This is a genomic window from Actinomadura sp. SCN-SB (assembly GCF_043906805.1).
Classification (GTDB): domain Bacteria; phylum Actinomycetota; class Actinomycetes; order Streptosporangiales; family Streptosporangiaceae; genus Spirillospora.
Genome location: NZ_JBIMPP010000004.1, coordinates 184,542 through 207,543 on the forward strand (window position 1 = coordinate 184,542; position 23,002 = coordinate 207,543).

22 protein-coding genes and 1 pseudogene are annotated in these 23,002 nt (G+C 72.8%); 15 read left to right on the forward strand and 8 right to left on the reverse strand.

The genetic code is table 11. The features are described 5' to 3' along the window. Positions 1-33: 33 nt before the first annotated feature. The 3 genes from ACGWYJ_RS04445 to ACGWYJ_RS04455 all read right to left on the reverse strand — a co-directional run bounded on the left by ACGWYJ_RS04445 (position 34) and on the right by ACGWYJ_RS04455 (position 1,944). Positions 34-426, reverse strand: a complete 393-nt coding sequence (locus tag ACGWYJ_RS04445; protein ID WP_395104260.1) for a PspC domain-containing protein — start codon at positions 424-426, stop codon at positions 34-36. Between the two features lie 97 nt (positions 427-523). Continuing rightward, positions 524-1,216 (reverse strand): hypothetical protein, encoded by a 693-nt coding sequence (locus ACGWYJ_RS04450; protein WP_395104261.1) that lies wholly within the window; start codon positions 1,214-1,216, stop codon positions 524-526. Next, on the reverse strand, positions 1,216-1,944 hold the full coding sequence (locus ACGWYJ_RS04455) for an MFS transporter (protein WP_395104262.1): 729 nt from the start codon (positions 1,942-1,944) through the stop codon (positions 1,216-1,218). The genes ACGWYJ_RS04450 and ACGWYJ_RS04455 overlap by 1 nt, the downstream gene beginning before the upstream one ends. A gap of 257 nt (positions 1,945-2,201) precedes the next feature. Here ACGWYJ_RS04455 and ACGWYJ_RS04460 point away from each other — a divergent pair, with 257 nt between their 5' ends. From ACGWYJ_RS04460 to ACGWYJ_RS04475, 4 genes are read left to right on the forward strand one after another with little or no spacing between them, the layout of a single operon-like run. Next, entirely contained in the window at positions 2,202-2,501 is a 300-nt protein-coding gene (locus ACGWYJ_RS04460; RefSeq protein WP_395104263.1) for a hypothetical protein, read from the forward strand. A 45-nt stretch (positions 2,502-2,546) separates the two neighbouring features. Further along, positions 2,547-3,959, forward strand: a complete 1,413-nt coding sequence (locus ACGWYJ_RS04465; protein ID WP_395104264.1) for a cytochrome ubiquinol oxidase subunit I — start codon at positions 2,547-2,549, stop codon at positions 3,957-3,959. Then, positions 3,956-4,993, forward strand: coding sequence for a cytochrome d ubiquinol oxidase subunit II (locus ACGWYJ_RS04470; protein WP_395104265.1), 1,038 nt, complete (start codon positions 3,956-3,958; stop codon positions 4,991-4,993). Before ACGWYJ_RS04465 ends, ACGWYJ_RS04470 begins: the two co-directional genes overlap by 4 nt. Positions 4,994-5,003: 10 nt before the next feature. After that, positions 5,004-6,008, forward strand: coding sequence for an ATP-dependent DNA ligase (locus tag ACGWYJ_RS04475; protein WP_395104266.1), 1,005 nt, complete (start codon positions 5,004-5,006; stop codon positions 6,006-6,008). Between the two features lie 12 nt (positions 6,009-6,020). Here the strand turns inward: ACGWYJ_RS04475 and ACGWYJ_RS04480 are convergent, their stop codons facing one another. Beyond that, on the reverse strand, positions 6,021-6,704 hold the full coding sequence (locus ACGWYJ_RS04480) for a TetR/AcrR family transcriptional regulator (RefSeq protein ID WP_395104267.1): 684 nt from the start codon (positions 6,702-6,704) through the stop codon (positions 6,021-6,023). A 59-nt stretch (positions 6,705-6,763) separates the two neighbouring features. Between ACGWYJ_RS04480 and ACGWYJ_RS04485 the strand changes: the two genes are divergently transcribed. After that, complete coding sequence (locus ACGWYJ_RS04485; RefSeq protein WP_395104269.1) at positions 6,764-7,591, forward strand: alpha/beta fold hydrolase; 828 nt, start codon at positions 6,764-6,766, stop codon at positions 7,589-7,591. A 187-nt stretch (positions 7,592-7,778) separates the two neighbouring features. On the opposite strand, the gene ACGWYJ_RS04490 is transcribed toward ACGWYJ_RS04485, so the two are convergent. Next, a complete protein-coding gene (locus ACGWYJ_RS04490; protein WP_395104271.1) occupies positions 7,779-8,048 on the reverse strand; it encodes a hypothetical protein in 270 nt (89 codons plus the stop codon). Between the two features lie 144 nt (positions 8,049-8,192). Here ACGWYJ_RS04490 and ACGWYJ_RS04495 point away from each other — a divergent pair, with 144 nt between their 5' ends. From ACGWYJ_RS04495 to ACGWYJ_RS04515, 5 genes are all read left to right on the forward strand, one after another. Next, positions 8,193-9,425 (forward strand): cysteine desulfurase-like protein, encoded by a 1,233-nt coding sequence (locus ACGWYJ_RS04495; protein WP_395104273.1) that lies wholly within the window; start codon positions 8,193-8,195, stop codon positions 9,423-9,425. A 38-nt stretch (positions 9,426-9,463) separates the two neighbouring features. Then, complete coding sequence (locus tag ACGWYJ_RS04500) at positions 9,464-10,591, forward strand: amidohydrolase family protein (protein ID WP_395104274.1); 1,128 nt, start codon at positions 9,464-9,466, stop codon at positions 10,589-10,591. A 61-nt stretch (positions 10,592-10,652) separates the two neighbouring features. After that, a complete protein-coding gene (locus ACGWYJ_RS04505; protein ID WP_395104275.1) occupies positions 10,653-11,180 on the forward strand; it encodes a TrmH family RNA methyltransferase in 528 nt (175 codons plus the stop codon). A gap of 118 nt (positions 11,181-11,298) precedes the next feature. Continuing rightward, positions 11,299-12,276: a ketopantoate reductase family protein gene (locus ACGWYJ_RS04510; RefSeq protein WP_395104276.1), complete on the forward strand. Its 978-nt coding sequence runs from the start codon at positions 11,299-11,301 to the stop codon at positions 12,274-12,276. Positions 12,277-12,354: 78 nt separating this feature from the next. Next, entirely contained in the window at positions 12,355-12,852 is a 498-nt protein-coding gene (locus ACGWYJ_RS04515) for an NUDIX domain-containing protein (RefSeq protein ID WP_395104277.1), read from the forward strand. A 15-nt stretch (positions 12,853-12,867) separates the two neighbouring features. On the opposite strand, the gene ACGWYJ_RS04520 is transcribed toward ACGWYJ_RS04515, so the two are convergent. Continuing rightward, entirely contained in the window at positions 12,868-13,677 is an 810-nt protein-coding gene (locus tag ACGWYJ_RS04520) for a hypothetical protein (protein WP_395104278.1), read from the reverse strand. Positions 13,678-14,016: 339 nt separating this feature from the next. On the opposite strand from ACGWYJ_RS04520, the gene ACGWYJ_RS04525 reads away from it, so the two are divergent. Continuing rightward, the gene (locus ACGWYJ_RS04525; RefSeq protein WP_395104279.1) at positions 14,017-15,240 is read left to right on the forward strand and encodes a glycoside hydrolase family 6 protein; all 1,224 of its coding nucleotides are present in this window, start codon (positions 14,017-14,019) and stop codon (positions 15,238-15,240) included. A gap of 102 nt (positions 15,241-15,342) precedes the next feature. Beyond that, a complete protein-coding gene (locus ACGWYJ_RS04530) occupies positions 15,343-16,569 on the forward strand; it encodes a phosphodiester glycosidase family protein (protein ID WP_395104280.1) in 1,227 nt (408 codons plus the stop codon). Positions 16,570-16,589: 20 nt separating this feature from the next. On the opposite strand, the gene ACGWYJ_RS04535 is transcribed toward ACGWYJ_RS04530, so the two are convergent. Continuing rightward, a complete protein-coding gene (locus ACGWYJ_RS04535) occupies positions 16,590-19,016 on the reverse strand; it encodes a hypothetical protein (RefSeq protein WP_395104281.1) in 2,427 nt (808 codons plus the stop codon). Between the two features lie 202 nt (positions 19,017-19,218). Here ACGWYJ_RS04535 and ACGWYJ_RS04540 point away from each other — a divergent pair. From ACGWYJ_RS04540 to ACGWYJ_RS04550, 3 genes and pseudogenes are all read left to right on the forward strand, one after another. Next, positions 19,219-19,338: pseudogene (locus ACGWYJ_RS04540) on the forward strand (DUF2510 domain-containing protein); the annotation flags it as partial. A gap of 228 nt (positions 19,339-19,566) precedes the next feature. Continuing rightward, positions 19,567-20,313: a M48 family metalloprotease gene (locus ACGWYJ_RS04545; RefSeq protein WP_395104290.1), complete on the forward strand. Its 747-nt coding sequence runs from the start codon at positions 19,567-19,569 to the stop codon at positions 20,311-20,313. Between the two features lie 57 nt (positions 20,314-20,370). After that, positions 20,371-20,823, forward strand: a complete 453-nt coding sequence (locus ACGWYJ_RS04550; protein ID WP_395104282.1) for a VOC family protein — start codon at positions 20,371-20,373, stop codon at positions 20,821-20,823. Positions 20,824-20,828: 5 nt separating this feature from the next. On the opposite strand, the gene ACGWYJ_RS04555 is transcribed toward ACGWYJ_RS04550, so the two are convergent. Next, on the reverse strand, positions 20,829-22,937 hold the full coding sequence (locus ACGWYJ_RS04555) for a hypothetical protein (RefSeq protein WP_395104284.1): 2,109 nt from the start codon (positions 22,935-22,937) through the stop codon (positions 20,829-20,831). Between the last annotated feature and the right edge of the window lie 65 nt (positions 22,938-23,002).

The following is a 23,002-nucleotide window of genomic DNA, read 5'->3' on the forward strand; positions in this document are numbered from 1 at the left end:
CCGTTCGGGTCACCGGCCCTGTGCCGACGGGCGTCAGGCGTGGTCGTGCTTGCCCTTCGCCTTGGCGAGGCCCTCGTCCAGGCCCTCCTTGGTCTTCCGCACGACCTCCTGGACGGTCGCGTTCCGGTTCGCCTTCGCGAGCAGGTCCTCGGCGATGGACGACGACCGGCCCTCCGCGGGGATCAGCGCCCACGCCGCGGCGTAGACCAGGACGACCGCGCCGCCGAAGGAGGTGACGGTGCCGACGAGCGCCAGGGCGGCCACGCCCAGCCGCAGGACGTTGACGTCGATCCCCAGGTGGCGCGCGGCGCCGGCGCACACCCCGGCGATCATGCGGCCCTCGTTGGCGCGGCGCGGCCGCGTGGCGGCGGTGTCGGTGCCGGTCTGCCCGGTCTGCCCGGTCTGCCCGGTCTGCTCGGTGTCCATGCCTTGATCCTGCCGTCGCGGCGTTCGCCGGACCATCGGGATTCGCCCTGATCCGCCCCTGATCCGACCCTTGCCGGGCGGCCCCGTTCCCGGGTCCCTACCCTGAGGTGTCCCGGAGGATGGCGGCGACCGGCGGGGAGCGGTAGGCGGGCGTCTGGCCGCCCATCCACCTCTCCAGGTCCGGCCTGTGCGGAGGCACGCCGCCGAGCAGCAGCAGCACGCCGCTCACCACGCCGCCGATCAGCGCGACCACGACGGTGATGAGGATGGAGGAGTGGATGCCGTCGCCGAGGTCCGCGTGCGTCATGGCGAGGTACAGCAGCACCGGGCCGACGAGGAACGCCCCCTCCGAGCGGAGCAGCTCCACCAGGCCGAAGGTCGGTCCGAGCCGGGCGGCGGGGACGCTCAGCGCGGACATGAACAGGCCGGGCGTCACCCCGGCACCGGCCCCGAAACCCAGCAGCAGACCGGCCGTGGTCACGACGAGGTGGTCGTGGCCGGTGCCCAGCCCCAGCAGGATCGCGCCGCCGGCCGCCACCGTGAACAGCCCGGCGAACGGCAGCACGGGCAGCCAGCGCGACGTCAGTACCCTCATGAACAGCAACGCGGACACGACGATCCCGACGAGCTGGGCGGCCAGCAGCACGCCGGACATGATCTGGGACCGGCCGGCCACCTGAAGCAGGTAGGTCACGGTGAGTTCGATCAGGGTGATGAACGAGGCGCCCACCACTATCGCCAAGGAGATCCCGGTGACCGGAAGCGTGTTGGTCAGCAGCCTCAGGGGCATCAGGGATGCCGCATCCGGTACTGGGTCACCAGGAGGGCGCCGAGCGCCGCGAGCCCCAGCACGATGGGCACGAGGAAGCCCGGCGAGGCGAACGTCACCTCGCCCAGCAGGGCGACCCCGAGAAAGGGCAGGATCGTGGCGGCGGCCGCGATCGGGATGGCGGTCCAGTCGAAGGTCACCTCGTGGCCTCCCAGCGGCCGGCGCGGGAACGCCAGCAGCCCGGTCACGAACCCGAGGGCGCCGATCACCGCGGTGCCGACGAACAGCGGGCGCCAATGCGACACGTTTCCCACGATGCCGCCGACGACCGGGCCGAGCGTCACGGCCCCGAACAGCCCCAGGCTCACGAACGCCGCGGTCATCGGCACCTTGTCGACGCCGTGCCCGGTGACCAGCGGCGGCAGGGCGGCGACCAGCAGCATGCCGGTGGCCAGGCCCTGGAGCACGTGACCGAGGGCGAACGGCACGATGCCCGGCGCGAGCGCGGCCAGCAGCGAACCCGCCACGAACGCGACCTCGCACGCCAGGTAGACCCGGCGGGCCGGGACGCGCTGGATCAGGTCGGCGGCGACGACGGCGCCGAGCGCGTAGGCGGCGTCCGACATCCCGGCCGCGAGCTGCATGCCCAGCGCCCCGCCGCCCAGCTCGCGTTGCAGTTGTTCGCCGAACAGCTGCGACGCGCCGGACAGGATGAGGAACGGGCACAGGGCGAGCAGCACGAGCGCCACCGCGGCAGGGTAGCTCCGCTGCCACGGCACGGCTTTCCGGTCCCCCGACACCATCGGGCGGCTACCCACGCCGTCCCCACGGAAACCTCATCTGAGCTCGGGATGCGCGCCGACCTGCCCCGGCTCGGCGAACGCGGAAGGTCCGGGGGCCGTGTGAAGTCGGCTTGGCCGGGTAGCGGGCTCTCCGACGGTGATGGCGAGAACACTCCCGGTGATGGCCACCGTGGCGGAAGCCGAGCACGACTGGAGAAACGACGATGCCGGCAACCAACGGCGAGAGCGCGACCGCGGACGATCGCATGCTGGGTTCGGTGCCGGGCGCCCCGGCGCTCGGGCGCGCGCCGGTGAACCAGGAGGACGGCGGCTTCGACTGCCCGGGGTGCGCGTGGCCCGACGACTCCCACGGCCTGCATCTGGACATCTGCGAGAACGGCGTCAAGCACGCGAACGTCCTGTGCGGCCTCGCCGACTTCAGCGAGCAGAGCGGGCAGCCGGTCACCGAGCACCTGATCGCCGACGTGTCCCCCAGCCGTCAGGACCAGGCGACGGCACGGTGAGGCCGGGGGACGCGGATGTGCGCTAGCAGCCTGACCCTTCATCCCATGGCCCTGGACGCCGTGGCGCTGCACGCGGTGGTGGACGCGGGCAAGGACGTCGTCCCGGCCCGCGCGCAGATGGCGACCACGCTGGGCTTCCACATCATCCTGGCCTGCCTGGGGATCGCGCTGCCGACGATCGTGCTGCTGGCGGAGTTCATCGGCCTGCGCCGGAACGACGAGACGGCGCTGCGGCTGGCGCGGCGCTGGTCCCAGGTCATGGCGGTGCTGATCGCGGTCGGCGCGGTCACCGGCACCGTGCTGTCGTTCGAGATGGGCCTGCTGTGGCCCGGGCTGATGCGCCGGTACGGGGCGGTGCTGGGGATCCCGTTCGCCCTGGAAGGGCTGTTCTTCTTCCTCGAAGCGATCTTCGCCGGGATCTATCTGTGGGGCTGGCGGCGGCTGCCGCCCTGGGCGCACTGGTGGTCCGGCACGCCGATCGCCCTGAGCGGGATCTTCGGCGCGATGTCGGTGGTCGCGGTGAACTCGTGGATGAACCAGCCGGGCGGGTTCACCGAGCGCGACGGCGTGATCACCTCGGTGAACCCGTGGCAGGTGTTCTTCAACGCGGCCTTCGACTACCAGGTGCCGCACATGATCCTGGCCGCCTACATGGTCACCGGCTTCCTGGTGGCCTCGGTGTACGCGGCGGGCATCCTGCGGGGCCGCCGCGACCGCTACCACTACACCGGCTTCGCCGTCGGGTTCGTTCCCGCGGCGGTGCTGACCCCGTTCCAGATCTTCGTCGGCGACACCGCGGCGCGGGCGATCGCCAGGGACCAGCCGGTGAAGTTCGCCGCCATGGAGTACGTCCCGCGGACGTCGCGGAACGTGCCGGAATGGATCGGCGGCGTCTACGTCGACGGCCGGGTCGTCGGCGGTGTGAAGATCCCCTACCTGGACTCGCTGCTGGTCGGTTTCCGGCCGAGCACCAAGGTCATCGGGTGGGAGAGCGTGCCGCCCGACATGCGTCCGCCCGCGATCTCGCTGATCCATCTGTGTTTCGACGTCATGGTCGTGCTGGGCACGCTGCTGCTGCTCGCCGGGCTGTGGGCGCTGTACGAGTGGTGGCGGCGGCGCCGGCTGCCACCGGGGCGGCTGTTCTGGCTTCTGGGGCTGATCAGCGGTCCCGCCGCGACCGTCGCGATGGAGGCCGGCTGGGTGGTCACCGAGGTCGGACGGCAGCCGTGGGTGGTCTACCGGCTGATGAGAACCTCCGAGGCCGCCACCACCAACGAGGGCGTCGCCGTCACCCTGACCCTGATCGTCATCCTGTACGCGGTGCTCGGGGTGGGGACGATCGCGATCCTGCGGATGCTGGCCCGGCGCTGGCGCGGCGGCGACGCCGAGGAGGCGGCCGTCCCCTACGGTCCCCCCGACGTTCCGCGGGACGCGCCCGAAGGCGAGAAGGCGCGGTGACGGCCGCGGACGTGGTGGGCGGGATCCTGCTCGCCGGGATCACCCTGTACGCGGCCCTGGGCGGGGCCGACTTCGGCGGCGGCCTGTGGGACCTGCTGGCCGGCGGCACACGGCGGGGACGGGCGCCGCGCGCGCTGATCGACACGTCCATCACGCCGGTCTGGGAGGCCAACCACGTCTGGCTGATCTTCATCCTGGTCGTCTTCTGGACCGGCTTCCCGCGGGCGTTCAGCGCGGTGATGACCACCGCCGCGCTCCCGCTGTGGCTCGCGCTGGGCGGCATCGTGCTGCGCGGCGCCGGGTTCGCGTTCCGCAAGGAGCTGTCCCGGCTGCACGCCCAGCGCGCCACCGGCGCCGTCTTCGCCCTCTCCTCGCTGATGACCCCCTTCTTCATGGGCACCGTGATCGGCACCATCGCCACCGGTGCCGTCCCGGTGTCCGGCAAGGTCGACCTGGACGCGTGGACGAGCCCCACCTCGCTGCTGATCGGGGCGCTGTTCGTGGCCGCCTGCGGCTACCTGGCGGCGGTGTACCTGGTCGGCGAGGCCGATCGCCGCGATGACCGGCTCATGCTCGACTACTTCATCGACCGGGCCCGGATCGCGGCCGTCGTCGCCGGGGCGTTGTCGCTGATGACCTTGATCGTCCTGCGCGGTTCCAACCAGGCGCTGTTCGACCGGCTGATCGGCCGGGCGCTGCCGCTGGTCATCCTGGCCGGGGTCTGCGGGCTGGCGGTGGTGGTCCTGCTCACCGCGAGGCGGCTCAGGGGCACGCGGGCCATCGCCGCCCTCGGCGTGGCCGCCGTGGTGTGGGGGTGGGGCGTGGCCCAGTATCCGGTGCTGCTGCCCGGCACGCCGGTGACCCTGACCAACGCCGGGGCGCCGCAGGTCACCTTCGTCAGCCTGATCGTGGTGTTCATCGCCGCGCTGGTGCTGGTCGTACCCTCCTTCGGGCTGCTGTTCGTCCTGCAGAGCAGGCACCTGCTGGAGGCGGAGGAGACCGCGATGCCGTCGGCCGCGGACCCGCCCGGCTGAGAGCGCCGGGGTGCGGATTCGCGGGCCCGTCGCGCCGATGCTCGCGGCGATGGTCGAGGAGATCCCGGCGGGCGAGGCCCTGGCCTTCGAGCCCAAGTGGGACGGGTTCCGCGTGCAGGTGTGGGTGGACGCGGAGGGCGGCGTGGAGCTGTACTCGCGCACCCGCACCAGGCTGACCGGCTTCTTCCCGGAGACCGTGGCCGCGGTCGGGCGGCACGTCCCGGCGGGGACGGTCCTGGACGGTGAGCTGGTGCACTGGTCACCGGCGGGGCGCCTCGACTTCGAGGTGCTGCGACAGCGGCTGAACCTGGGGCCACGGCGCGCCGCCGAGCACGCACGCCGGCACCCGGTCACGGTGGCGGTGTTCGACGTCCTGGAGACGGCGGACGAGGGCGATCTGCGCGGCCGGCCGCTGGCCGAGCGGCGGGCCGTCCTGGAACGGCTGCTGGCGGGGGTGCCGGGTACCGACCTGGTGGTCCTGACGCCGCAGACCACCGATCGCGGCGAGGCCGAGCTGTGGCTGGAGGTGCTGCCCGCGCAGGGGATCGAAGGCTTGGTGATCAAACCGCTGGCCGGCGCCTACAGATCGGGCGCGCGCGGCTGGATGAAGATCAAGCATCGCCGGGAGACGCCGGTCATCGTCGGCGGCTACACCGGCCCGGTCACCGCCCCGACCGGCCTGGTCATCGGCCGCTACTTCGACGACGGGGTGCTGCGCGTCGTGGGCCGTACCAGCGCCCCACCGGCCGACCTGCGCGACGAGCTGCGGGCCGAGCTGGAGGCCAGGAGCCCGGCACCGCCCGATCACCCCTGGCCCGAGCTGCTGTCCCCCGGCTGGGGACCCGGCCGGCGCGCCCCGATCCCCTATGAGCGCGTCGAGCCGACGCTCGTCGCGCAGGTGTCGGTCGACATCGCCGAGGATCGCGGACGCCGCTGGCGGCACGCCGCGCGGCTGCTGGAGCTGCGGACCGACCTCACGCCCGCGGACGTGCCCACCGGCCTCCGGATCGAGTGATCCGCGGGCCGGTCAGGTGAGGAGGCCGGTCAGGATGCCGCGGACGGCCCGTTCGAAGAGATCCCGTTCCGGCGCGGGCGGCGCGGGGCGGCCGAGCGCGGCGGCGAAGTGCGGGTACCTGGTCAGGTCCAGCCCCGCGAACGACACGGATCCGGCGGTGGCCTCGCCGCGGGCGAAGAGGCTGACGACGCCGGTCATCATCGCGATCGCCTCGAACTTGGCGGTGGCACCGGCCGGCACGGGTTCCAGGACGCCCAGGCAGTGGTCGAACCAGGCCAGGCCCTCGGGCCCGATCCCGGACGTCCGGTGCAGCACCTCCACCAGCCAGGGGTGGCGCCGGTAGAGGCCCAGTTGCCTGCGGGCCAGCTCCAGCATCGCGTCCAGCCAGTCCCCGTCGCTCTCCGGGTAGGGACGCAGCTCGCCCACCACCCGGTCGGTCATCAGGTCCAGCAGGTCGTCGCGGGACGACAGGTACCGGTAGAGCGATCCGGCGCCGGTGCCGAGCGCGGTGGCGACGGCGCGCATCGTCACCGCGGCGAGCCCTTCGGTGTCGGCGAGGGCGATCGCCGCCTCGACGATGGCGTCCCGGCTGTGCGCGGGCGCGGGGCCGCGGGTGCCGCGCTCGGGCCTGGACCAGATCGGGGTCCGGCGGGCCTCGGAGCCGGACGGGCGCGAATTGGCGGGTGCGTCGTTCACCGGTCCACTGTAAACTGCGAACGACGTTTGCAGTTTCAGCTACGGAGGACACGCGGGTCATGAAACGGATCACGGCACGAGACGGCGCCGACATCACGGTGCGGACCAGCGGAAGCGGACCCGGCATCGTGGTCGTCCACGGAGGCGGGGTCACCGTCGACGTCTACCGGCGGCTGGCCACGGCGCTGTCCAGCCGGTTCACCGTCCACCTCTACGACCGGCGCGGACGCGCCGACGCCCCGCCCAGGTCACAGCCCTACGACATCGAGGAGGACATCGGCGACCTCGCCGCCGTCATGGAGGCGACCGGCGCCGCCAACGTCCTCGGCCACAGCTCGGGCGGCTTCATCGCGCTGAAGGCGGCGCACCGGCTGCCGATCGACCGGCTCGCGCTCTACGACGCGGCGATCTCCATCGACGGCAGCTTCCCCGCGGCCTGGCTGCCCGCCGCGCGGCAGGCGTTGCGGGACGGGCAGACCGCCCGCGCCCTCGCGATCGTCGGGTCCGGCATCAACCCGCAGACGGGAGCCGCGAAGCTGCCCCTCGGCGTGCAGACCGCGATCGTCCGCGCGTTCATGCGCACCCGGATCGGCCGCACCATGAGCGACCTGCTGGAGATCACCCTCGACGAGACCGACATCATCGTCCGGAACGACGGCCCCGCCGAGCAGTGGGCGGGGGTCACCTCCGCCGTGCTGCTCGCCTCGGGCGCCGACAGCGCCCCCTTTTACGCCGAGAGCAACGAGGCGCTGGCCCGCGTCCTGCCGCAGGCCCGCACCATGCTCATCCCGCGCAGCGGCCACGACGCCCTCAACAGGGCGCGCCCGAGGCTCGTCAACCCGCTCGCGGCGTTCTTCACCGGAGCCAGGGTCACGCGGCCCGCCTAGGAACGAGCCGGCTCCATCGGTATGCGGGTCGTCGTGACGCACGCGCGTTCATGCGGACGTGACGGCCCGCCTTACCGACGAGGTCGCGGGACGATCGGCCTGCACGGCGCCGCGGCCCTGAGCGCGCCCATCACGCCTTCACCACGGAGACCGGCGCGGCGTCCCGTGGTGACCCGAGCCGGACCGGCTAGGCGTCGGCGTGCGGGCGTTCCACCGGGACGTCGGCGCCGTCGATCAGGGAGCGCGCGACGGCGGGCCGCAGCGAAGGGGGCAACGGGCGCCGCGAGACACGCAGATGGGCGACCGCCGCGCGCAGGTCCGCGACCTCCTTGCGCAGCGCCTCGATGGTGGCCCGGTCCCTGGCGGCGCGATCGGACTCGACCGCGCCGGTGATGCGCGACAGCTCCTCCAGCACGGGCGCCAGCGGGCCACGCTGATCAGATTGCGCCGATGTCATCACGCCTCCAGGCCGCCTACCCTCGACGTCGTGTCCGAGGCTAATCGCCTGGTCGGGCCCGTCGATATGTGCGCCGGACCAAGGCGGCGCCGCGGTCGGTTGGCAACGGCCACAAAATCGGTGACCGGCGAAAAGGAGAGTCCCATGGCTCATGACGCGGCCCGTGACGCGGCCTATGACGTGGCGGCCGTGCGCGCGTTGTTCCCGGCGCTGAAAGCCGGGTCCGCCCACTTCGACGGACCCGGCGGCACGCAGACGCCGCTTCCCGTCATCGAGGCCATCGCCGACGCGCTGGCCGGGCCGCTGTCCAACCGGGGCGTTCACACCGCGGGCGAGCGGAACGCCGACAGGCTCGTCGTGGACGCGCGGCGGGCGATGGCGGACCTGCTCGGCGCGTCCCCGTCCGGGATCGTCTTCGGCCGCAGCGCCACGCAGCTCGCGTACGACTTCTCCCGGACCCTCGCCAAGACGTGGGCGCCTCAGGACGAGGTGGTGGTCACCAGCCTGGACCATGACTCCAACATCCGTCCCTGGACGCAGGCCGCGGAGGCCGCCGGAGCCACGGTGCGCTGGGCCCACTTCGATCCGGCGACCGGTGAGCTGCCGGTGGACGCGGTGCGGGAGGCGCTGTCCGAGCGCACGCGGCTGGTGGCGGTCACCGCGGCGTCCAACCTCATCGGCACGCGTCCCGACATCCCGGCGATCGCGCGGGCGGCGCACGAGGTGGGGGCGCTCCTGTACGTGGACGGCGTCCACTACACCGCGCACGTCTCCGTCGACTTCGAGCGGCTGGGGGCGGACTTCTTCACCTGCTCCCCGTACAAGTTCCTCGGGCCTCACCTGGGGGTGCTCGCGGCCCGCCCCGAGCTTCTGGAAACCCTGGAGCCGGACAAGCTGCTGCCGTCGACCAACGCCGTCCCGGAACGATTCGAGCTCGGCACCCTGCCGTACGAGTTCCTGGCCGGTACCCGTGCCGCCGTCGACTTCCTGGCCGGGCTGCGCCCGGACGCGGAAGGCGACAGGCGCCGCCGTCTCATCTCCGCGTTCACGGCCCTCGAAGAGCACGAGGACGCGCTGCGGCTCCGGATCGAAGAGGGCCTCGCCGCCCTTCCCGGCGTCATCGTCCACTCACGGGCGGCGGAGCGCACGCCCACGCTGCTGCTGACCTTCGACGGACGCGACACGTTCGACGCCTATCGCTACCTCGCCGAACGTGGCGTGCACGCCCCGTCCGGCTCGTTCTACGCGCTGGAGGCGTCCCGAAGGCTCGGCCTGGGCGACGGCGGCGGACTGCGCGTCGGGCTCGCACCCTACACCGACACCGAAGACGTGGACCGGCTCCTCCAGGGACTCGCCGATATCCTCAAAGGGGCTTGACGGCCCTCGCCCGCAAGTCCTCGTGACCATAATCGTCCATGGGCTCCCTGCTTCCCAGCGTCGAGGCGCTCCAGCTCGTCGACCACCACTGTCACGGGGTGGTGCGCCACGACCTGGACCGCGACGGGTTCGAGTCGATGCTCAACGAGTCCGGCGGGCCCGGCCCGCTCGGCGGGTCGCTGTTCGACTCGCAGATCGGGCTGGCCGTGCGCCGCTGGTGCGCGCCCGTCCTGGACCTGCCGCCGCACGCGCGCCCCGACGACTACCTGGCGCGCCGCGCCGAACTCGGTCCGGACGAGGTCAACCGGCGGTTCCTGCGCGCGGCCGGGACGGCGGCGCTGTGCGTCGACACCGGCTACACGCCCGACGCGATCCTGTCCCCCGGCGAGATGGGGGAGCTGGCCAAGGCTCCGGCGTACGAGGTCATCCGGCTGGAGCGGGTGGCCGAGGAGGTGGCGGCCACCGAGCCGTCCCCGCTCGACTTCGCCGACGCCGTGCGGTCCCGCCTGCACGAGCGCGCGGAGAACGCCGTCGGCGTGAAGTCGATCGCGGCCTACCGGGTCGGGCTCGACCTGCCCGCCGAACGCCCGTCCGACAGCGAGGTCGCCGCGGCGGCCGGGGACTGGCTCGCGTCCGGGAACCCCCGGCTGGCCAACGTGACGCTGCACGCGTTCCTCGTGTGGTGCGGGATCGACCTCGGGCTGCCGCTCCAGTTCCACGTCGGTTACGGGGACTCCGACGTCGACCTGCACCGCTGCGACCCGCTGCTGCTGACGCCGCTGCTGCGCGCCACGCAGGACTCCGGGACGCCCATCATGCTGCTGCACAACTACCCGTACCACCGGAACGCGGGCTACCTCGCGCAGGTGTTCCCGCACGTGTTCGCGGACGTGGGGCTCGCCACGCACAACCTCGGCCACCGGGCGCCCGCGCTCATCGCGGAGGCCCTGGAGCTGATCCCGTTCGGGAAGTTCCTGTACTCCTCCGACGCCTTTGGCCTGCCCGAGCTGTACCACCTCGGCGCGCTGCTGTTCCGCAGGGGCCTGTCGGACTTCCTGCGGGACGGCCTGGACGACGGCGCCTGGACGGAGGCCGACGCCGGCCGCATCGCGGAGCTGGCCGGTGCCGGGAACGCCCGCCGCGTCTACCGGCTGGACGAGCGGTGACGTACCCTCTGATGTCCATGAGGACCGTATCGATCAGGGGGTGTTCCGCCACCCCGGCCCGGTGACCGCCCGCACGGGGGCGATCCGGCCCCGTCCCAGACGCGAGCTGCGCCGCTCAAGGCGCCGACGCCGCCACTCCTGCTGGGACCATCTCATCGCCGCCCCGCTGTGGCCGTTGCACGGCGCGAACCTCGGCACCCTGCTCCGCACTTGCGACGCCGTAGGCGCCTGCCTGGCCGTTCCCCGGTTCCGGTGGGTGCCCGAGGCGCTGGAAAAGGGCAACACGCTGCGCCATCCCTCATGCGTCCACTGGGTGAACGACCCGCTGGGATGGCTGGCCCGGCAACGGGAGGACGGCACGCGCGTGGTCGGCGTGGAACTGGCCGACGAGGCGGTGCGGCTGGCCGACCTGCCCCCAGCGCGGCAGCGGACCGTCGCGGTGCTCGGCCACGAGCAGTACGGCATCCCGCCCGACGCCCTCGACCTCCTCGACCAGGCCGTGGAGATCCCCATGGTCGGCACCGGGCACAGCCTGAACGTGGCCGTGGCCGGGTCCCTCGTCCTGTACAAGCTGGCCGGGCTGCTGTAGGGCGGCCAGGCCGGCCCGCGGACATCCGCGAGGCCGGGTCGTGTGCGACTGAGCCCACCGAATCGTGCCCCCACGCCCGGCCGCCGTTGCGATCGGGCGGGGGGCTAGATTCGGGCACATGAGGCGATATGTGATCATCGGTGCCGGGGCGATCGGCGCGACCGTGGCGGCGCAACTGACCCTGGCCGGGATCCCGGCGGTCTTGATCGCCCGCGGGGAGAACGGCGCCGTGCTGCGCCGCGACGGGTTGCTCTTCGTCCGTCACGAGGGTGAGCGGCGGGTGGCGCTGGACGTCGCGAGCGGCCCGGACGAGGTCGACCTGGAGAAGGGCGACGTCCTGGTCCTGGCCACCAAGTCCCAGGACACCGAGCGGGCCTTGCAGGACTGGGCGCACCGCCCGGTGCGTGGCGCCGAGACCGTCCCGATCCTGACCCTGCAGAACGGGCTGGACAACGAGCGGACGGCGCTGCGCCGCTTCCCGCTGGTCCTGGGCGCGGTGGTGTGGCTGCCCGCGAGCCACCTGGCGCCGGGCGAGGTCGTGGCACGTGCCAAGCCCGTGACCGGTGCCTTCTGGATCGGCCGGTACCCCTCCGGCCACTCCCCCGTCGCCGACGACGTCGCCGCCGACCTGCGCGCGGCCGGTTTCCACGCCGGGACGGTGCCCGACATCGTCTCCTGGAAGGCCGCCAAGCTCCTGAGCAACCTGGTGAACGCGCTCGACGCCCTCTACGCCCCCAGCGATCTGCGCGACCAGGCCGCCGAGGCGCTGCGCGCGGAGGGGCGGCGCGCCCTGGAGGCGCACGGCATCGAACCCGCCACGCTCATCGAGGAGGCCGCCGAGGTGCGCGCCGACGTCGTGGCCTCCGACATCCCCGGCCGTCCCGTCCAGCACAGTTCCACCTGGCAGAGCCTGGCCAGGGCGGGCAGCGTCGAGACCGACCACCTGAACGGGGAGATCGTGCTGCTGGCGCGGCTGGCCGGTCTGGAGGCCCCGCTGAACGAGGCCGTCCAGAGGAGGATCGCGAGGGCCGCGCGGGAGGGCGTCGCGGCCGGTTCCCTCACCGACGAGGACCTCAAGCGCGACCTCGGGTATTGACCGCTCGCGCGGGCCGGGGCGCCGTGCGAGCCCGTGCCACGCGCGCTCCGGCTCGGACGGTCTGGAACGATCGGCTGCATGCGGCAGGTATCGGTAGGGCGTCGGCTGCTCGCGCGGGTGTGGCGGATGCTGAGCGGGCGCGTCCAATGGCGGGTGGCGCGGATCAGGCACCGGACGTTCCTGGTCTACGCCGCCGGGATCGTCCGGGACGAGGAGGGGCGGATCCTGCTGCTGCGGCATCGGCTGTGGCCTCCGTACCGGGCGTGGGGGCTGCCGGGCGGTTACGTCAACGCGGGCGAACGGCTGGAGGACGGCGTCGCGCGCGAGGTGCGGGAGGAGACGGGGCTCCAGGTGAGGGTGGCGGGGCCGCCGGTGTGGCTCGCCAGCGGTTTCCGGTTCCGTGTCGAGGCGTACTACGAGGCCGAGCTCGTCGGCGGCCGGCTGGACCTGGACCCGGGCGAGATCCTCGACGGCCGCTGGTACGCGGTGGACGGGCTGCCGCAGGAGATGTCGCCTCGCCTGCGGGACCTGCTCATCGCCCTTCCCGCGCCGGGAGGGTCGCGACAAGGGCGATGAGACCGGACAGGGGGCTCAGTCTTCGGGGAAGTCCTCCGGGTCCACCGTCTCCGTCTTGGCGGGATCGCCGGAGTCCGATTCCAGGTGGATCGTCCAGTCCTTCCAGGAGATGCGGGTGGCCGTGACGGTCGTGCGGTAGCCGATCGGGTCCTTGAAGCGCTCGAACGCGCATTCCCGGGCGAAGGTCCGGGCCTTGGCGTCCCAGCCGGTGCCCTCGGCGATGTAGACGGTGTACTTGCCGTCCGGGATGCCCCTGACGGTGGTCTTCTTACCGCTGTGGACGTAGACGGACAGGAAGGTCTTCTTGCCCTTGGTCAGGGCGACTACGGCGTCATCGCCGCCGCCTCTGACGATGAGCGAGCCGCGCCCGCCGCGCCCGCCGGACTGTATCAGCTTCCCGTTGGACGGGCGCTTGGACGGTTTCTGACCGGCGGCCGGCACGGCCAGCTCGACGGCGCCGCCGGGGAGCTTGGACTCCAGCGCCGTGATGCCGGTGCGGAGGGCCGTGGCGCCGTCGGTGTCGCCCACCCTGGCCCTCACCGCGCCGCCGGTGCACAGGTGCCGGCCGTCCACCAGGCCGGCGACGACGTTCAGATCGGTGTAGGTCCGCTGCAACGCGAGGAGCAGATTCGTATGCTCCCGCGCGGTCGCCGGGGGCGGTGTCACGGCCCGCAGCGCGTTCGCCGTCTGGCCGGTCGCCCGCCGGACCGCGGTGACCCGGCCTTCCAGCCCCTTGTATCCCTTGGCCTTGTCGAGGTCCTTCAACGCCGACCGCAACGGCTCGACCGCGCTCGCCACCCTGGCCTCGTACTCCTGGAGGGACATGGGCCTTACGGAGGGGCGGCTGGACGCGCTTCTCTCGATGTCCGAACCGGCCGTACAGGCCCCGGAACAGAGCGTGCCCGACACGAGGACCGCGCCCCAGGCCGCTCCGCGCAAAGTGATCATCAGGGAATTATGGTCGCGAGATTCTCGCACCGGCCCGCGAGGGGCGCGGCCGGATCGGGCCAACGCGCCGGCGCCGTCCGGGCCTGATCCGGACCGGGCCGAGGGGTTGACGGGCGCCCGGGACGACGGGACGCTGTGCTTTCACCGGGCACATGGGAGCGCTCCCATAGCTGGGAGCGTGGGAGCGCTCCCACCACCCCCAGCCCATGAGGGAGCATGATGAAACCACGTCCCGGCCTATTGGCCGCCGCCGCGGCCCTGCTCTTTTCCCTGCTCGCCACGCTGCTCGGCAGCGCCGCGCCCGCACAGGCGACGACCCGGTCCCATGACCCGCTCGATGACCGCACCCGTTTCTATGTCGAACCCGAGACCAACGCCGGAGAGCAGGCGAGGATCTGGGCGAAGGCCGGACGCTTCCAGGACGCGAAGCACATGCGGGCCCTCTCCAAGGTCTCGCAGGCGGTCTGGTTCACCAGCGGCACCCCCGCGGAGGTCCGCAAGTCCGTCCAGGCCACGATGCGTCAGGCGGTGCGGCAGCGGTCGGTGCCCGTCCTGGTCGCGTACTACGTCCCGGGCCGGGACTGTTCCCAGTACTCGGCCGGCGGCGCGCCGAGCGAGCAGGCGTACCGGGAATGGATCAAGGCGTTCGCGTCCGCGGTCGGCGGCCACAAGGCCGTCGTGATCGTCGAGCCGGACGGGCTCGCGCTGCTGTCCAGCGAGCCCTGGTGCGGCGAGGGCGGTGGCGGCTCCACCGGCCTCCCCGAGGACTTCTCCCTGGTCGACGAGCGCTTCCGCGAGATCAACTACGCGGTCGACACCTTCCAGCGGCTTCCGCGCACCGCGGTCTACATCGACGCGGGCCACTCCGCGTGGCAGCAGCTCAACGACTACGACGCGGGCTTCGGCGTGCCCAGCCAGCAGCTCGGCATGGCCAGCCGCCTGCTGCGCGGCGGCATCGCCAAGGCGGACGGCTTCTTCCTCAACGTGTCCAACTACCGCACGACCGAGGAGCTGACCGCGTACGGCACGGACCTGGCGAAGTGCCTGCGCCACCGGCGCCTCACGGGAGCCACGTCGTGCTCACAGGAAGACCTGGCGCGCGTCACGTCCGACCCGCGCAAGCTCACCCACTTCGTGCTCGACACCAGCCGTAACGGCCTGGGTCCCTGGATTCCCCCATCCGGCCAGTACACCGACCCTCAGGATTGGTGCAACCCGCCGGGACGCGCCCTGGGGGCCCGCCCGACCACGCGCACCGGCAACGGCCTCATCGACGCGTTCCTCTGGGTGAAGCGCCCCGGTGAGTCCGATGGCCAGTGCACGCGCGGCACGGCCGGCCCCGAGGACCCGGAGTACGGCATCGTCGATCCGCCCGCCGGCGAGTGGTGGGCCGACTACGCCCTCGGCCTCGCCCAGCGAGCCGTTCCACCGCTGAACTGACCCCGGACGGCGGCGAGGGCCGTCACATCCCACCGTCGCCCCACCGTTTCGGTCATGATCAGCAGGCCGGTGTGCCGCGGACTGCTGGGAGGGACCGGGTTGGTGAGGCGACGGTGGTCGGCCCGCCTGGTGGCGGGCGGGTCGTTGGCCGCGCTGTGCGGCGGGGTTCCGGCGGTCGCGGACGCCACGACGGCCGGGGTGACCGCGCCGGAGTACACCTTCACCGTGAAGGTGGCGCCGGGTGTGACGTTCCGGACGTTCTCCACCTCGGGGATCGGCGGCCCCGCCCTGGGCGACCTGATGACGATCGACCTGCGGAATCCACGGGTCGAGGTGCGACTGCTGCGTCCGCCGGTGGTCGCCGCCCGCCGGACGGTGTCGTCTATGGTCAACGCCCGGCACGCCGTCGGCGGCGTGAACGGCGACTTCTTCAACATCGGCAACACCCGGCCGGGCGTCGAGGCGACCGGGTCGTCGGTCGGACCCGAGGTGGACGACGGGCGCCCGCTCAAGGCCGCCGTCCCGGCCGGCCAGCGGTTCGGCCCGGGACTGCCGCCGGCCACGAGCACCGAGGACGTCATCGGCGTGGGCGAGGACGAGCGCGCGCACGTGGCACGGCTGACCCTCCAGGGGACGATCCGTTCCCGCAAAGCCACGCTGCCGCTGCGCGGGCTCAACCAGTACGCGTTGCCGGTCGGCGGCGCCGGGGCGTTCACCAGCGACTGGGGCGGCGTGTCACGCCGGCGCGCGGTGTGCGGCAGCGACACCGACAGGGACGACCCGTGCAGCACCGACACCGCCGAGGTCACCGTGCGGCGTGGCGTGGTCGTCAAGGTCGAGGACGCGGTGGGCGGGGGCACGATACCGCCTGACACGACGGTCCTGGTCGGGCGCGAGAAGGCCGCCGGCACGCTGCGGACGCTGCGTCCCGGCGACCGGGTGAGCGTCCGGTACCGGTTCACCGGCCCAAGGCGATTCCGCTTCGCCCTCGGCGGGTTCCCGATCCTCCGGGACGGCGTGCCGCTCGACGGGCTTGAAACCCGGCGGCCCGCGCCCCGCACGGCGGCCGGGGTCGGCGGGGAGGGCCGCTACCTGTACCTGGTGGTCGTGGACGGCAGGTCGGTGCGCAGCGGCGGGCTGACCGTCGCCGAGCTGGCCGGCCTGCTCGACCGGGCCGGTGCGGACGACGCGGTGAACCTGGACGGCGGAGGCTCCTCGACGTTCGTCGCGCGCCTCCCCGGCGAGCCGTCCGCGACCGTCCGGAACGTGCCCTCCGACGGGACGGAGCGCGCCGTCGCCAACGGGATCGGGGTGTTCACCCGCCGCTGACGACGGCGCGCCTCACCGGCTCAGGCGGCTTGGTCGTCGTCGTCGATGACGACCAGGCGGGCGAACCCCGCGCCGACCACGGCGTTCACCGGGACGGACGCGACGACCTGGTAGGACTGCGGACCGCTCGCCGGTGTCGTGTCGCCGCGCACCGGCACCTGGAAGGTCGCCGAGGTCTTCCCGGCGGGGATCACGACCTCCTGCGCCGCCTGCGTGACGACGGCCGCGGCGCCGCTCGCGAGCGTCTGGACCTGCACCCGTACCGGCTCCTTCGCCCGGGACGAGAGCCGGAGCGTCATCGTGGCGATGCCGGGCCCGTCGCCCTCGGGCACGGTCAGGCTCTCGACCGACACCTGGGGCAGCCCGCCGGTCCGGGTCCGGCCCTCGTCGGCGTTGGTGAACGCGAGGTCGGCCAGGTAGGCGCCGCCGGCGGCGCTCGCCCCGGCGATCCGCACGTCCAGGAGGTTCTTGAGGTCGACGCGCTTCAGCGAGTCCAGCGGGATCCGGACGGTGCGCAGCCACGTCTTGGGCAGCGGCGACGCCGTGCCCGGGAACGGGGTCAGCGCTTCGCTCACGTCCGACACCTTGACCGTCGCGGAGCGGCCCGCGCGGTCGGTGACGGTGACCGCCAGGTCGCCGGAGGACGAGCCCTCGTCCAGCGCGGCGCGGAACGTCAGGGCGTCATAGCCGCTGACGTTGCGCGCGTTCTTGGGCAGCGTCGCCCTGACCGCGCCGGTGGTGTCCGTCCAGAAGAACCGCAGCACAGGCGTGGACGGGACGTTCGGCCCGTAGGTCGCGGGCGTCCACGATGGGGCCTGGGCCGTGGTGAGCGTGGTCGCGCAGGACGGGAGGCCGCTCTGCGGAGAGCCATTGTTCATGCCCGCGCAGATGCCGCCCGTCGCCGAGCCCTCGATCTTCACCGAGTCGGGCAGCGTGGTGAAGGTGGCGACGTCCAGCCGCTTGCTCGCGGGCGGCCTCGCGACGCCGTGGACGATCGCGCGTCCCGCCGACGCGGCCGTGCCGCCGCTGCCGTCGAACAGCGGGAGGAACGCCTTCTCACCGCCCTGGACCAGCCGGAAGAACCCGCTGATGTACGCGGTGCCGACCGCGTACTGCTCGGCCGGGGTGAGGCGGGACGGCGCCGTGTTGCCGCACACCGGGTCGGTCTGCCTGCTCCAGTCGTCGGACGCGGGCGCCACGGCGACGCCGGGCGTCCACTCGGTGTTGAAGAAGTTGTGGTTGACGCCCATCACCATGAGCGACGACATGAAGGCCCGCTCCTTGGGGTCGGCGTAGCGGGTGTCGTCGTAGAAGTGCTGGCCCTGCTGGTTGGACACGTCGCCGTCGCAGTACGGCAGCAGCACCGACATGGGGATGTTCGGCAGGGTCGCGCGGGCGAAGTCGGTGGGCGCGAGCGGCAGCACCGCCTTGATGCCGTACGGGTGCTTGCGGCCGTCGTTGAGCAGGGCGGCCTTGACGACGCCCTCCCCGCCGCGGGAGTGGCCCATCAGCCCGATGTCGTTCATGTCGAGCCGGTTCTTGAAGATGTCGATGAGGGCCTTCTCGCCACCCTTGCCGTGGGTGGCCGCGTCGAGGAGGTCCAGGTGCTTCATGACCAGCTCGCCTCGCGCGAGCGCGCCGCGGTCCTCACTGAACGGGTTGTCGGTGGCGTTGACGCCGTTGGCGCTGATCGACACGACCGCGTAGCCGTGGCTGGCCAGGACCCTGGCGGGACCCTCGTACCCGGTGAAGCTGTCGATGGGACGCTGCCCCTCCGGGCAGGGCCACTGCGAGTTGGAGGTCTGCCGGGTGGTGGGGTTGTAGCAGGCCGAGTGACGGCCGTGCAGGAACAGCACCAGGGGGCGCCTGCCGGGCCTGTCGGGCAGGAAGACGTCCGCGCGGATCTCGGCCGGGCGGCCTCCGATTCCCGAAAGCGTCACGGCCGTGTCGCCGAGGTCGTAGGAGGTCTTGAGGACCCTGTCCTTGCCGGGCGTCGCGGGGTCGGCGGGCACCGGCTTCTTCTTCTTGGGCGCGGCGGGGGCGGGGGCGCCCTTCCTGGCCGGCGCCTCGGTCTCGGTGGGCACCTCGCCGTTCCACGCCACCTGGACGGAGGTGGCCCTGGCGGCGCGCGGGTCCGTGGTGACGAGCGTGAGGGTCTTGCCGTCGGGGGATTCCTGGGCGGCGCCGAGCGACACCCCGTCGACGGCCAGTTCGGGCGCCGCGTCGCGGACGGGCAGCGGCTCGTCCAGCCGCAGCGTCACGCGATGGCCGCCGCCCCGGACCGGTTCGATCGTCCAGTCCTTCGAGGGGGACGGCACCGGGGCCGCGTACGCGGTCCCGCCGGCGACGAGCGCCGACACCAGTGCGACACCGGCGACCGCGGATCTCAACGCCGTGCGCGGCGCGGATCCGCGAGCCCGTTCCCGGGCACGCGGGAAGAGGGACATAAGGGGTTCCTTTCGACCTGGTTTCGGTCGAAAAAAACCCAAAGAGCGATCTTGGTGGGTTACGTCCGCGTTGCACGGCGGTAAAGATCGCTACGGGGCCGTAGACTCACGTCTCGCGCACGCCGTGTTGACGCTGTGGCGCACGGTGCGGAAACCTCGGAGTCAACGCCGTTCAACCCCCCGGACCGGAGGTAGGAACCCGGTGAGCGCGTCGCCCGGCTGGTATCCGGATCCGCACTGGATGGGACGCGAACGCTACTGGGATGGCCGAACCTGGACCGACCGGTCTCGCCGCTGGGAAGGCAACCGCGGCCCGGCCCCGTCCGCTCCCCCGAGCACCCGGCCGACGCCCACTCATCCGACACCCACTCATCCGGCACCCACCCGGTCGGCACCCACACAGCCGGCACTCGCCCGCCCGGCGCCCGTTCAGCCGGCGCCCGTTCGGCAAGCGCCCCGCGCGATCGACGCCCCGCCTCGGACGGCCGCCGCGCGTCCGCCCCGATCCGCGATACCGGCGCTGACCCTCCTCACCGCCCTGGCGACGGAGATGGCGATCGTCGGTCCGGTCGCGGTGGCCCTGCACCTGCGCTGGCCCGTCTGGGGAGCGGCGCTGCCCTTCCTGCTCTGGTGGACGGTGGCCCTGCTCCCGTACCGGCCACGCTCGAAGACGTCCCACCGCGAACCGGACGGCAAGGAACTGGCGCGCCTGGCCGACCCCTGGCGGCACGTCCTCCAACGGGCCGCGCTGGACCCGCGCGACCACCGCGTCCTCCTCACCGACCGCGACAGGCTGAACGCCTGCGCGACCACCGGTCACGGCATCGTGGTCACAGCGCGGTCGGCCCGTACCCTGCCGCCCCGCCAGCTCGAAGCGGTGCTCGCGCACGAACTGGGCCACCGGTTCACCGCGTCCTTCACCCGCCTGACCTGGCCGAGCAGGCTGCTGTGGTGGACGCTCAGCGCCTTATGGACACCGGTCGGGCCGATGTGGAAACGGGCGGTCGAATGGCACCGTCCCATCGGCTTTCTGCTGGTCTTCCTGCTCGCCGCCCTCGCCACCGCGGTGACCGTCATCGTCGTCGTGCCCGCCGCCCTCACCCATGCCCTGCACCGCGCGGCACGCCCGCTGACCGACCGCGCCGAGTTCCGCGCCGACGACTTCGCCGTACGCCTCGGCCTCGGCCCCGACCTTCTCGCGGCGATCGAGCACCGGCTGGAGGCCACGCCCTCCGACAAGCCCCTGCCCCCGCGCCTGCTCCGCCGGGCCGAGCGTCTGCGCCGCCGACTCGCCTGAGGCGCGCCGCCGTCCACGCTTGCGGCCGACCTGCGACGAGCGTTAGGACTGGTTCACATGGCATTGGGCTGGAAGCTGGTCATCGACAGCGCGAACGCACCCGTCCTCGCGGACTTCTGGGCCGCGGCGCTGGAGTACGATGTGGAGGATCCCACCCCGCTCATCGAGCGACTGCTCGCGGCGGGGCAGATCGACGCCGAGGCGGTCACCGAGCACGGCGGCCACAAGATCTTCCGGGGCTATGCGGCGATCCGGCACCCCGACGACCCGTTCGACGAGACCAGCGGCATCGGCCACGGCCGGCGGCTGCTGTTCCAGGACGTCCCCGAGCCCAAGACCGTCAAGAACCGCCTGCACATCGACGTCCACAGCGGGCCGGGCGGCCTGGACGACCTGGTGACCCGCCTGGAGGGCCTGGGCGCGACCCGCGTCCGTGAAGTGGACAAGGGTCCCGCCGGTCACTGGTGGATCATGCAGGACCCCGAAGGCAACGAGTTCTGCGCCGCCTGAGCCCGTCAGGATTTGCCGCCGAACAGCGGTGGCGGGCCATGGCGGGGACCGGACCGGTGCCCCGGAGGCGGGCCCGGTTGCTGCGGCAGGGGTTCTCGCGGGACGGGCGCCGCGGGCGGGGCGGCGGTCCAGCCCGGAGTGGTGGCCGGGCTTCCCGAGGCGATGGCCTGCTGAGGCGCGGGCGGGTCGGGCAGAGGGTCGAGGCTCACCCGGTCCAGGGTCACGATGGCGGGATCGCACTCGACAGGGGTCAGGACGCGACCCCCACCCGGTGCGGACTCGACCAGGAGAAGGGCGTGGTCGGGAAGGTGCTGGAGGGTGACGGGTTCGATGACGTACTCGTAGACCCGCTGCGTGGAGTCGGTGTCGCTCCAGTTCGTGCCCTCGGCGTAGGAGTAGGTGGCGGACCAGTTGCGCGAGGTGGACGTCGAGGTGCCCGTGGTGTCGCTGGTGCTGCGTGAGCCGCCCCGGTTGGAGCCGGACTGGCGGTTGGTGGAGCGGTCGGGGAACAGGCCGAACATCTCGCCGCCCGAGTAGGTGACGCCCGACGAGCGGCTGGTCCCCCAGTTGGTGGACGTGCCGGTGGTACGGCTGGTGGAGTAGGTCTCCGAGTCGCTGTGGCCGCTGGTGTCGGAGCTGGTGTGGGACTCGTTGCCGCCGACGCTCTTGGTGATCTGGGACAGGACGAACCGGTACTCGCGGCCGATGAAGTCGGCGGCGCGCGTCGCGTCCTCGTTGTTGCCGAGCCGCATGAACGCCACCGCGCCGCCCCCGATCAGTTCGGCGGACGTCTCGCGCAGGCGCCGGAACAGGAACGTGAGGGGCACGCCACGTCGCTCGCAGGCGTCCGACAGCCGTTCCAGGTGGCGCCGGGCCAGCTCGTCGGCTCCGGCGACGACCACGGCGGGGGTGGAGTCGGACGTGGCGGCGATGCGATGGGTGACCCACTGGACGATCAGGTCGGTGAGCAGCTCCGACCGGACGTTGCGGGCGCGGCTGTCCAGCGCGACGACGGTCAGGTAGCCGGCGGAGTGGTCCTCGCGCGGCGCGGTGCCGAGGTTCTCCAGGGGGTGCAGGTAGGACTCGATGCGCGACAGGTTGGCGTGCGCCTGGCGCCGGTACTCGACGGTGAAGAGCTCGCTCGCGATGCGGCGGCGCTCGTCGCGGGTGAGGGCGCCGGACGTGTCGGGTTCGCCCATCAGGGCGCGGAGGGCCGCGGCGATCCGGCCGAGGGTGATGTCGCCGTTGAGGGCGCCGCACACGGTGGTGAGGATCCGGTCGTCCATGCTGCGTTCCGCGCGGGCGGTGTCGGGCGTGCCGCCGTGCATGGACTCGACGATGGCGTCCACCAGGTCGCGCGGCGGCAGGTCGACCAGCAGCGTCGCGGACTCCTGGCGGCCGGGCAGGACCTGGACGTCCACGCCCTTCCAGGCGTGCTGGGCCAGCGAGACCAGCTCACCGCTGACGAGCTCGCGGGACAGGTCCAGCACCAGCAGCGGCTGCGCGGCGAGGGTGGACGTCCCGTACGTGGTGAGCAGCGCCTCCCAGGACCACAGCGTGCCGCCGAACACGTCCAGCCGGCGGGACGGGCGCGGCACCGCGCCCCACTCGGGAAGGCCGTCGAGGCGGGCGCGTTCGGCGGCCTCGTGCGCCTGCTTGCGCGCCTGCCATCGCCGGGCGGCCTCCTCGTAGCCTCCGACGGTCTGCCGGTGCGCCAGCTCGTACGCCTGCCGCGCGCTGTTGCGCCGCTGGACGGCGATCAGCGTCAGGGCCGTCCCGGGCGTCGCGGCGATCAGTGCCAGCAGCAGCGCGCCCGCCGGGACGGGGGTCCCCGCGCCGCCGCCGGACGCGGTGCAGGCCGCGAAGAGCGCGAGGATCGCGGCGACGCCCAGACTGGCGGGAAGGGTGCGGCGCAGGCGGTGCCGCGCGTCCCGCTCGGTGTCGGTGATCCTGCGGGCCAGGTAGTCGGGGAGCTGCCGCCGCTGAGGAGGCGCCTCGGGGAACGGGCGCAGGAACCACCAGCGGTCGCGGAACACCCAGCCGAGCCGCGGATCCGGGCTGAACAGCCTGTCCCTGCGGCTGAGCAGGGCCTGGTGGTCGATACCGCCCCGCACGAGCGCGAACCCCCGTTCTGGTGCCGGCCCCTCTCGGTCGATAACGCAAAACACACAAGCAGATT

Excerpts from the sequence above, each read along its gene's own strand:
- ACGWYJ_RS04535 (WP_395104281.1), bottom strand. The coding sequence starts at position 19,016 with ATGTCCCTCTTCCCGCGTGCCCGGGAACGGGCTCGCGGATCCGCGCCG.
- ACGWYJ_RS04465 (WP_395104264.1), top strand. The coding sequence starts at position 2,547 with ATGGCCCTGGACGCCGTGGCGCTGCACGCGGTGGTGGACGCGGGCAAG.
- ACGWYJ_RS04545 (WP_395104290.1), top strand. The coding sequence starts at position 19,567 with ATGGCGATCGTCGGTCCGGTCGCGGTGGCCCTGCACCTGCGCTGGCCC.
- ACGWYJ_RS04500 (WP_395104274.1), top strand. The coding sequence starts at position 9,464 with ATGGGCTCCCTGCTTCCCAGCGTCGAGGCGCTCCAGCTCGTCGACCAC.
- ACGWYJ_RS04510 (WP_395104276.1), top strand. The coding sequence starts at position 11,299 with ATGAGGCGATATGTGATCATCGGTGCCGGGGCGATCGGCGCGACCGTG.
- ACGWYJ_RS04550 (WP_395104282.1), top strand. The coding sequence starts at position 20,371 with ATGGCATTGGGCTGGAAGCTGGTCATCGACAGCGCGAACGCACCCGTC.
- ACGWYJ_RS04485 (WP_395104269.1), top strand. The coding sequence starts at position 6,764 with ATGAAACGGATCACGGCACGAGACGGCGCCGACATCACGGTGCGGACC.
- ACGWYJ_RS04490 (WP_395104271.1), bottom strand. The coding sequence starts at position 8,048 with ATGACATCGGCGCAATCTGATCAGCGTGGCCCGCTGGCGCCCGTGCTG.
- ACGWYJ_RS04495 (WP_395104273.1), top strand. The coding sequence starts at position 8,193 with ATGGCTCATGACGCGGCCCGTGACGCGGCCTATGACGTGGCGGCCGTG.
- ACGWYJ_RS04460 (WP_395104263.1), top strand. The coding sequence starts at position 2,202 with ATGCCGGCAACCAACGGCGAGAGCGCGACCGCGGACGATCGCATGCTG.
- ACGWYJ_RS04445 (WP_395104260.1), bottom strand. The coding sequence starts at position 426 with ATGGACACCGAGCAGACCGGGCAGACCGGGCAGACCGGGCAGACCGGC.
- ACGWYJ_RS04515 (WP_395104277.1), top strand. The coding sequence starts at position 12,355 with ATGCGGCAGGTATCGGTAGGGCGTCGGCTGCTCGCGCGGGTGTGGCGG.
- ACGWYJ_RS04520 (WP_395104278.1), bottom strand. The coding sequence starts at position 13,677 with ATGTCCCTCCAGGAGTACGAGGCCAGGGTGGCGAGCGCGGTCGAGCCG.
- ACGWYJ_RS04450 (WP_395104261.1), bottom strand. The coding sequence starts at position 1,216 with ATGCCCCTGAGGCTGCTGACCAACACGCTTCCGGTCACCGGGATCTCC.
- ACGWYJ_RS04525 (WP_395104279.1), top strand. The coding sequence starts at position 14,017 with ATGATGAAACCACGTCCCGGCCTATTGGCCGCCGCCGCGGCCCTGCTC.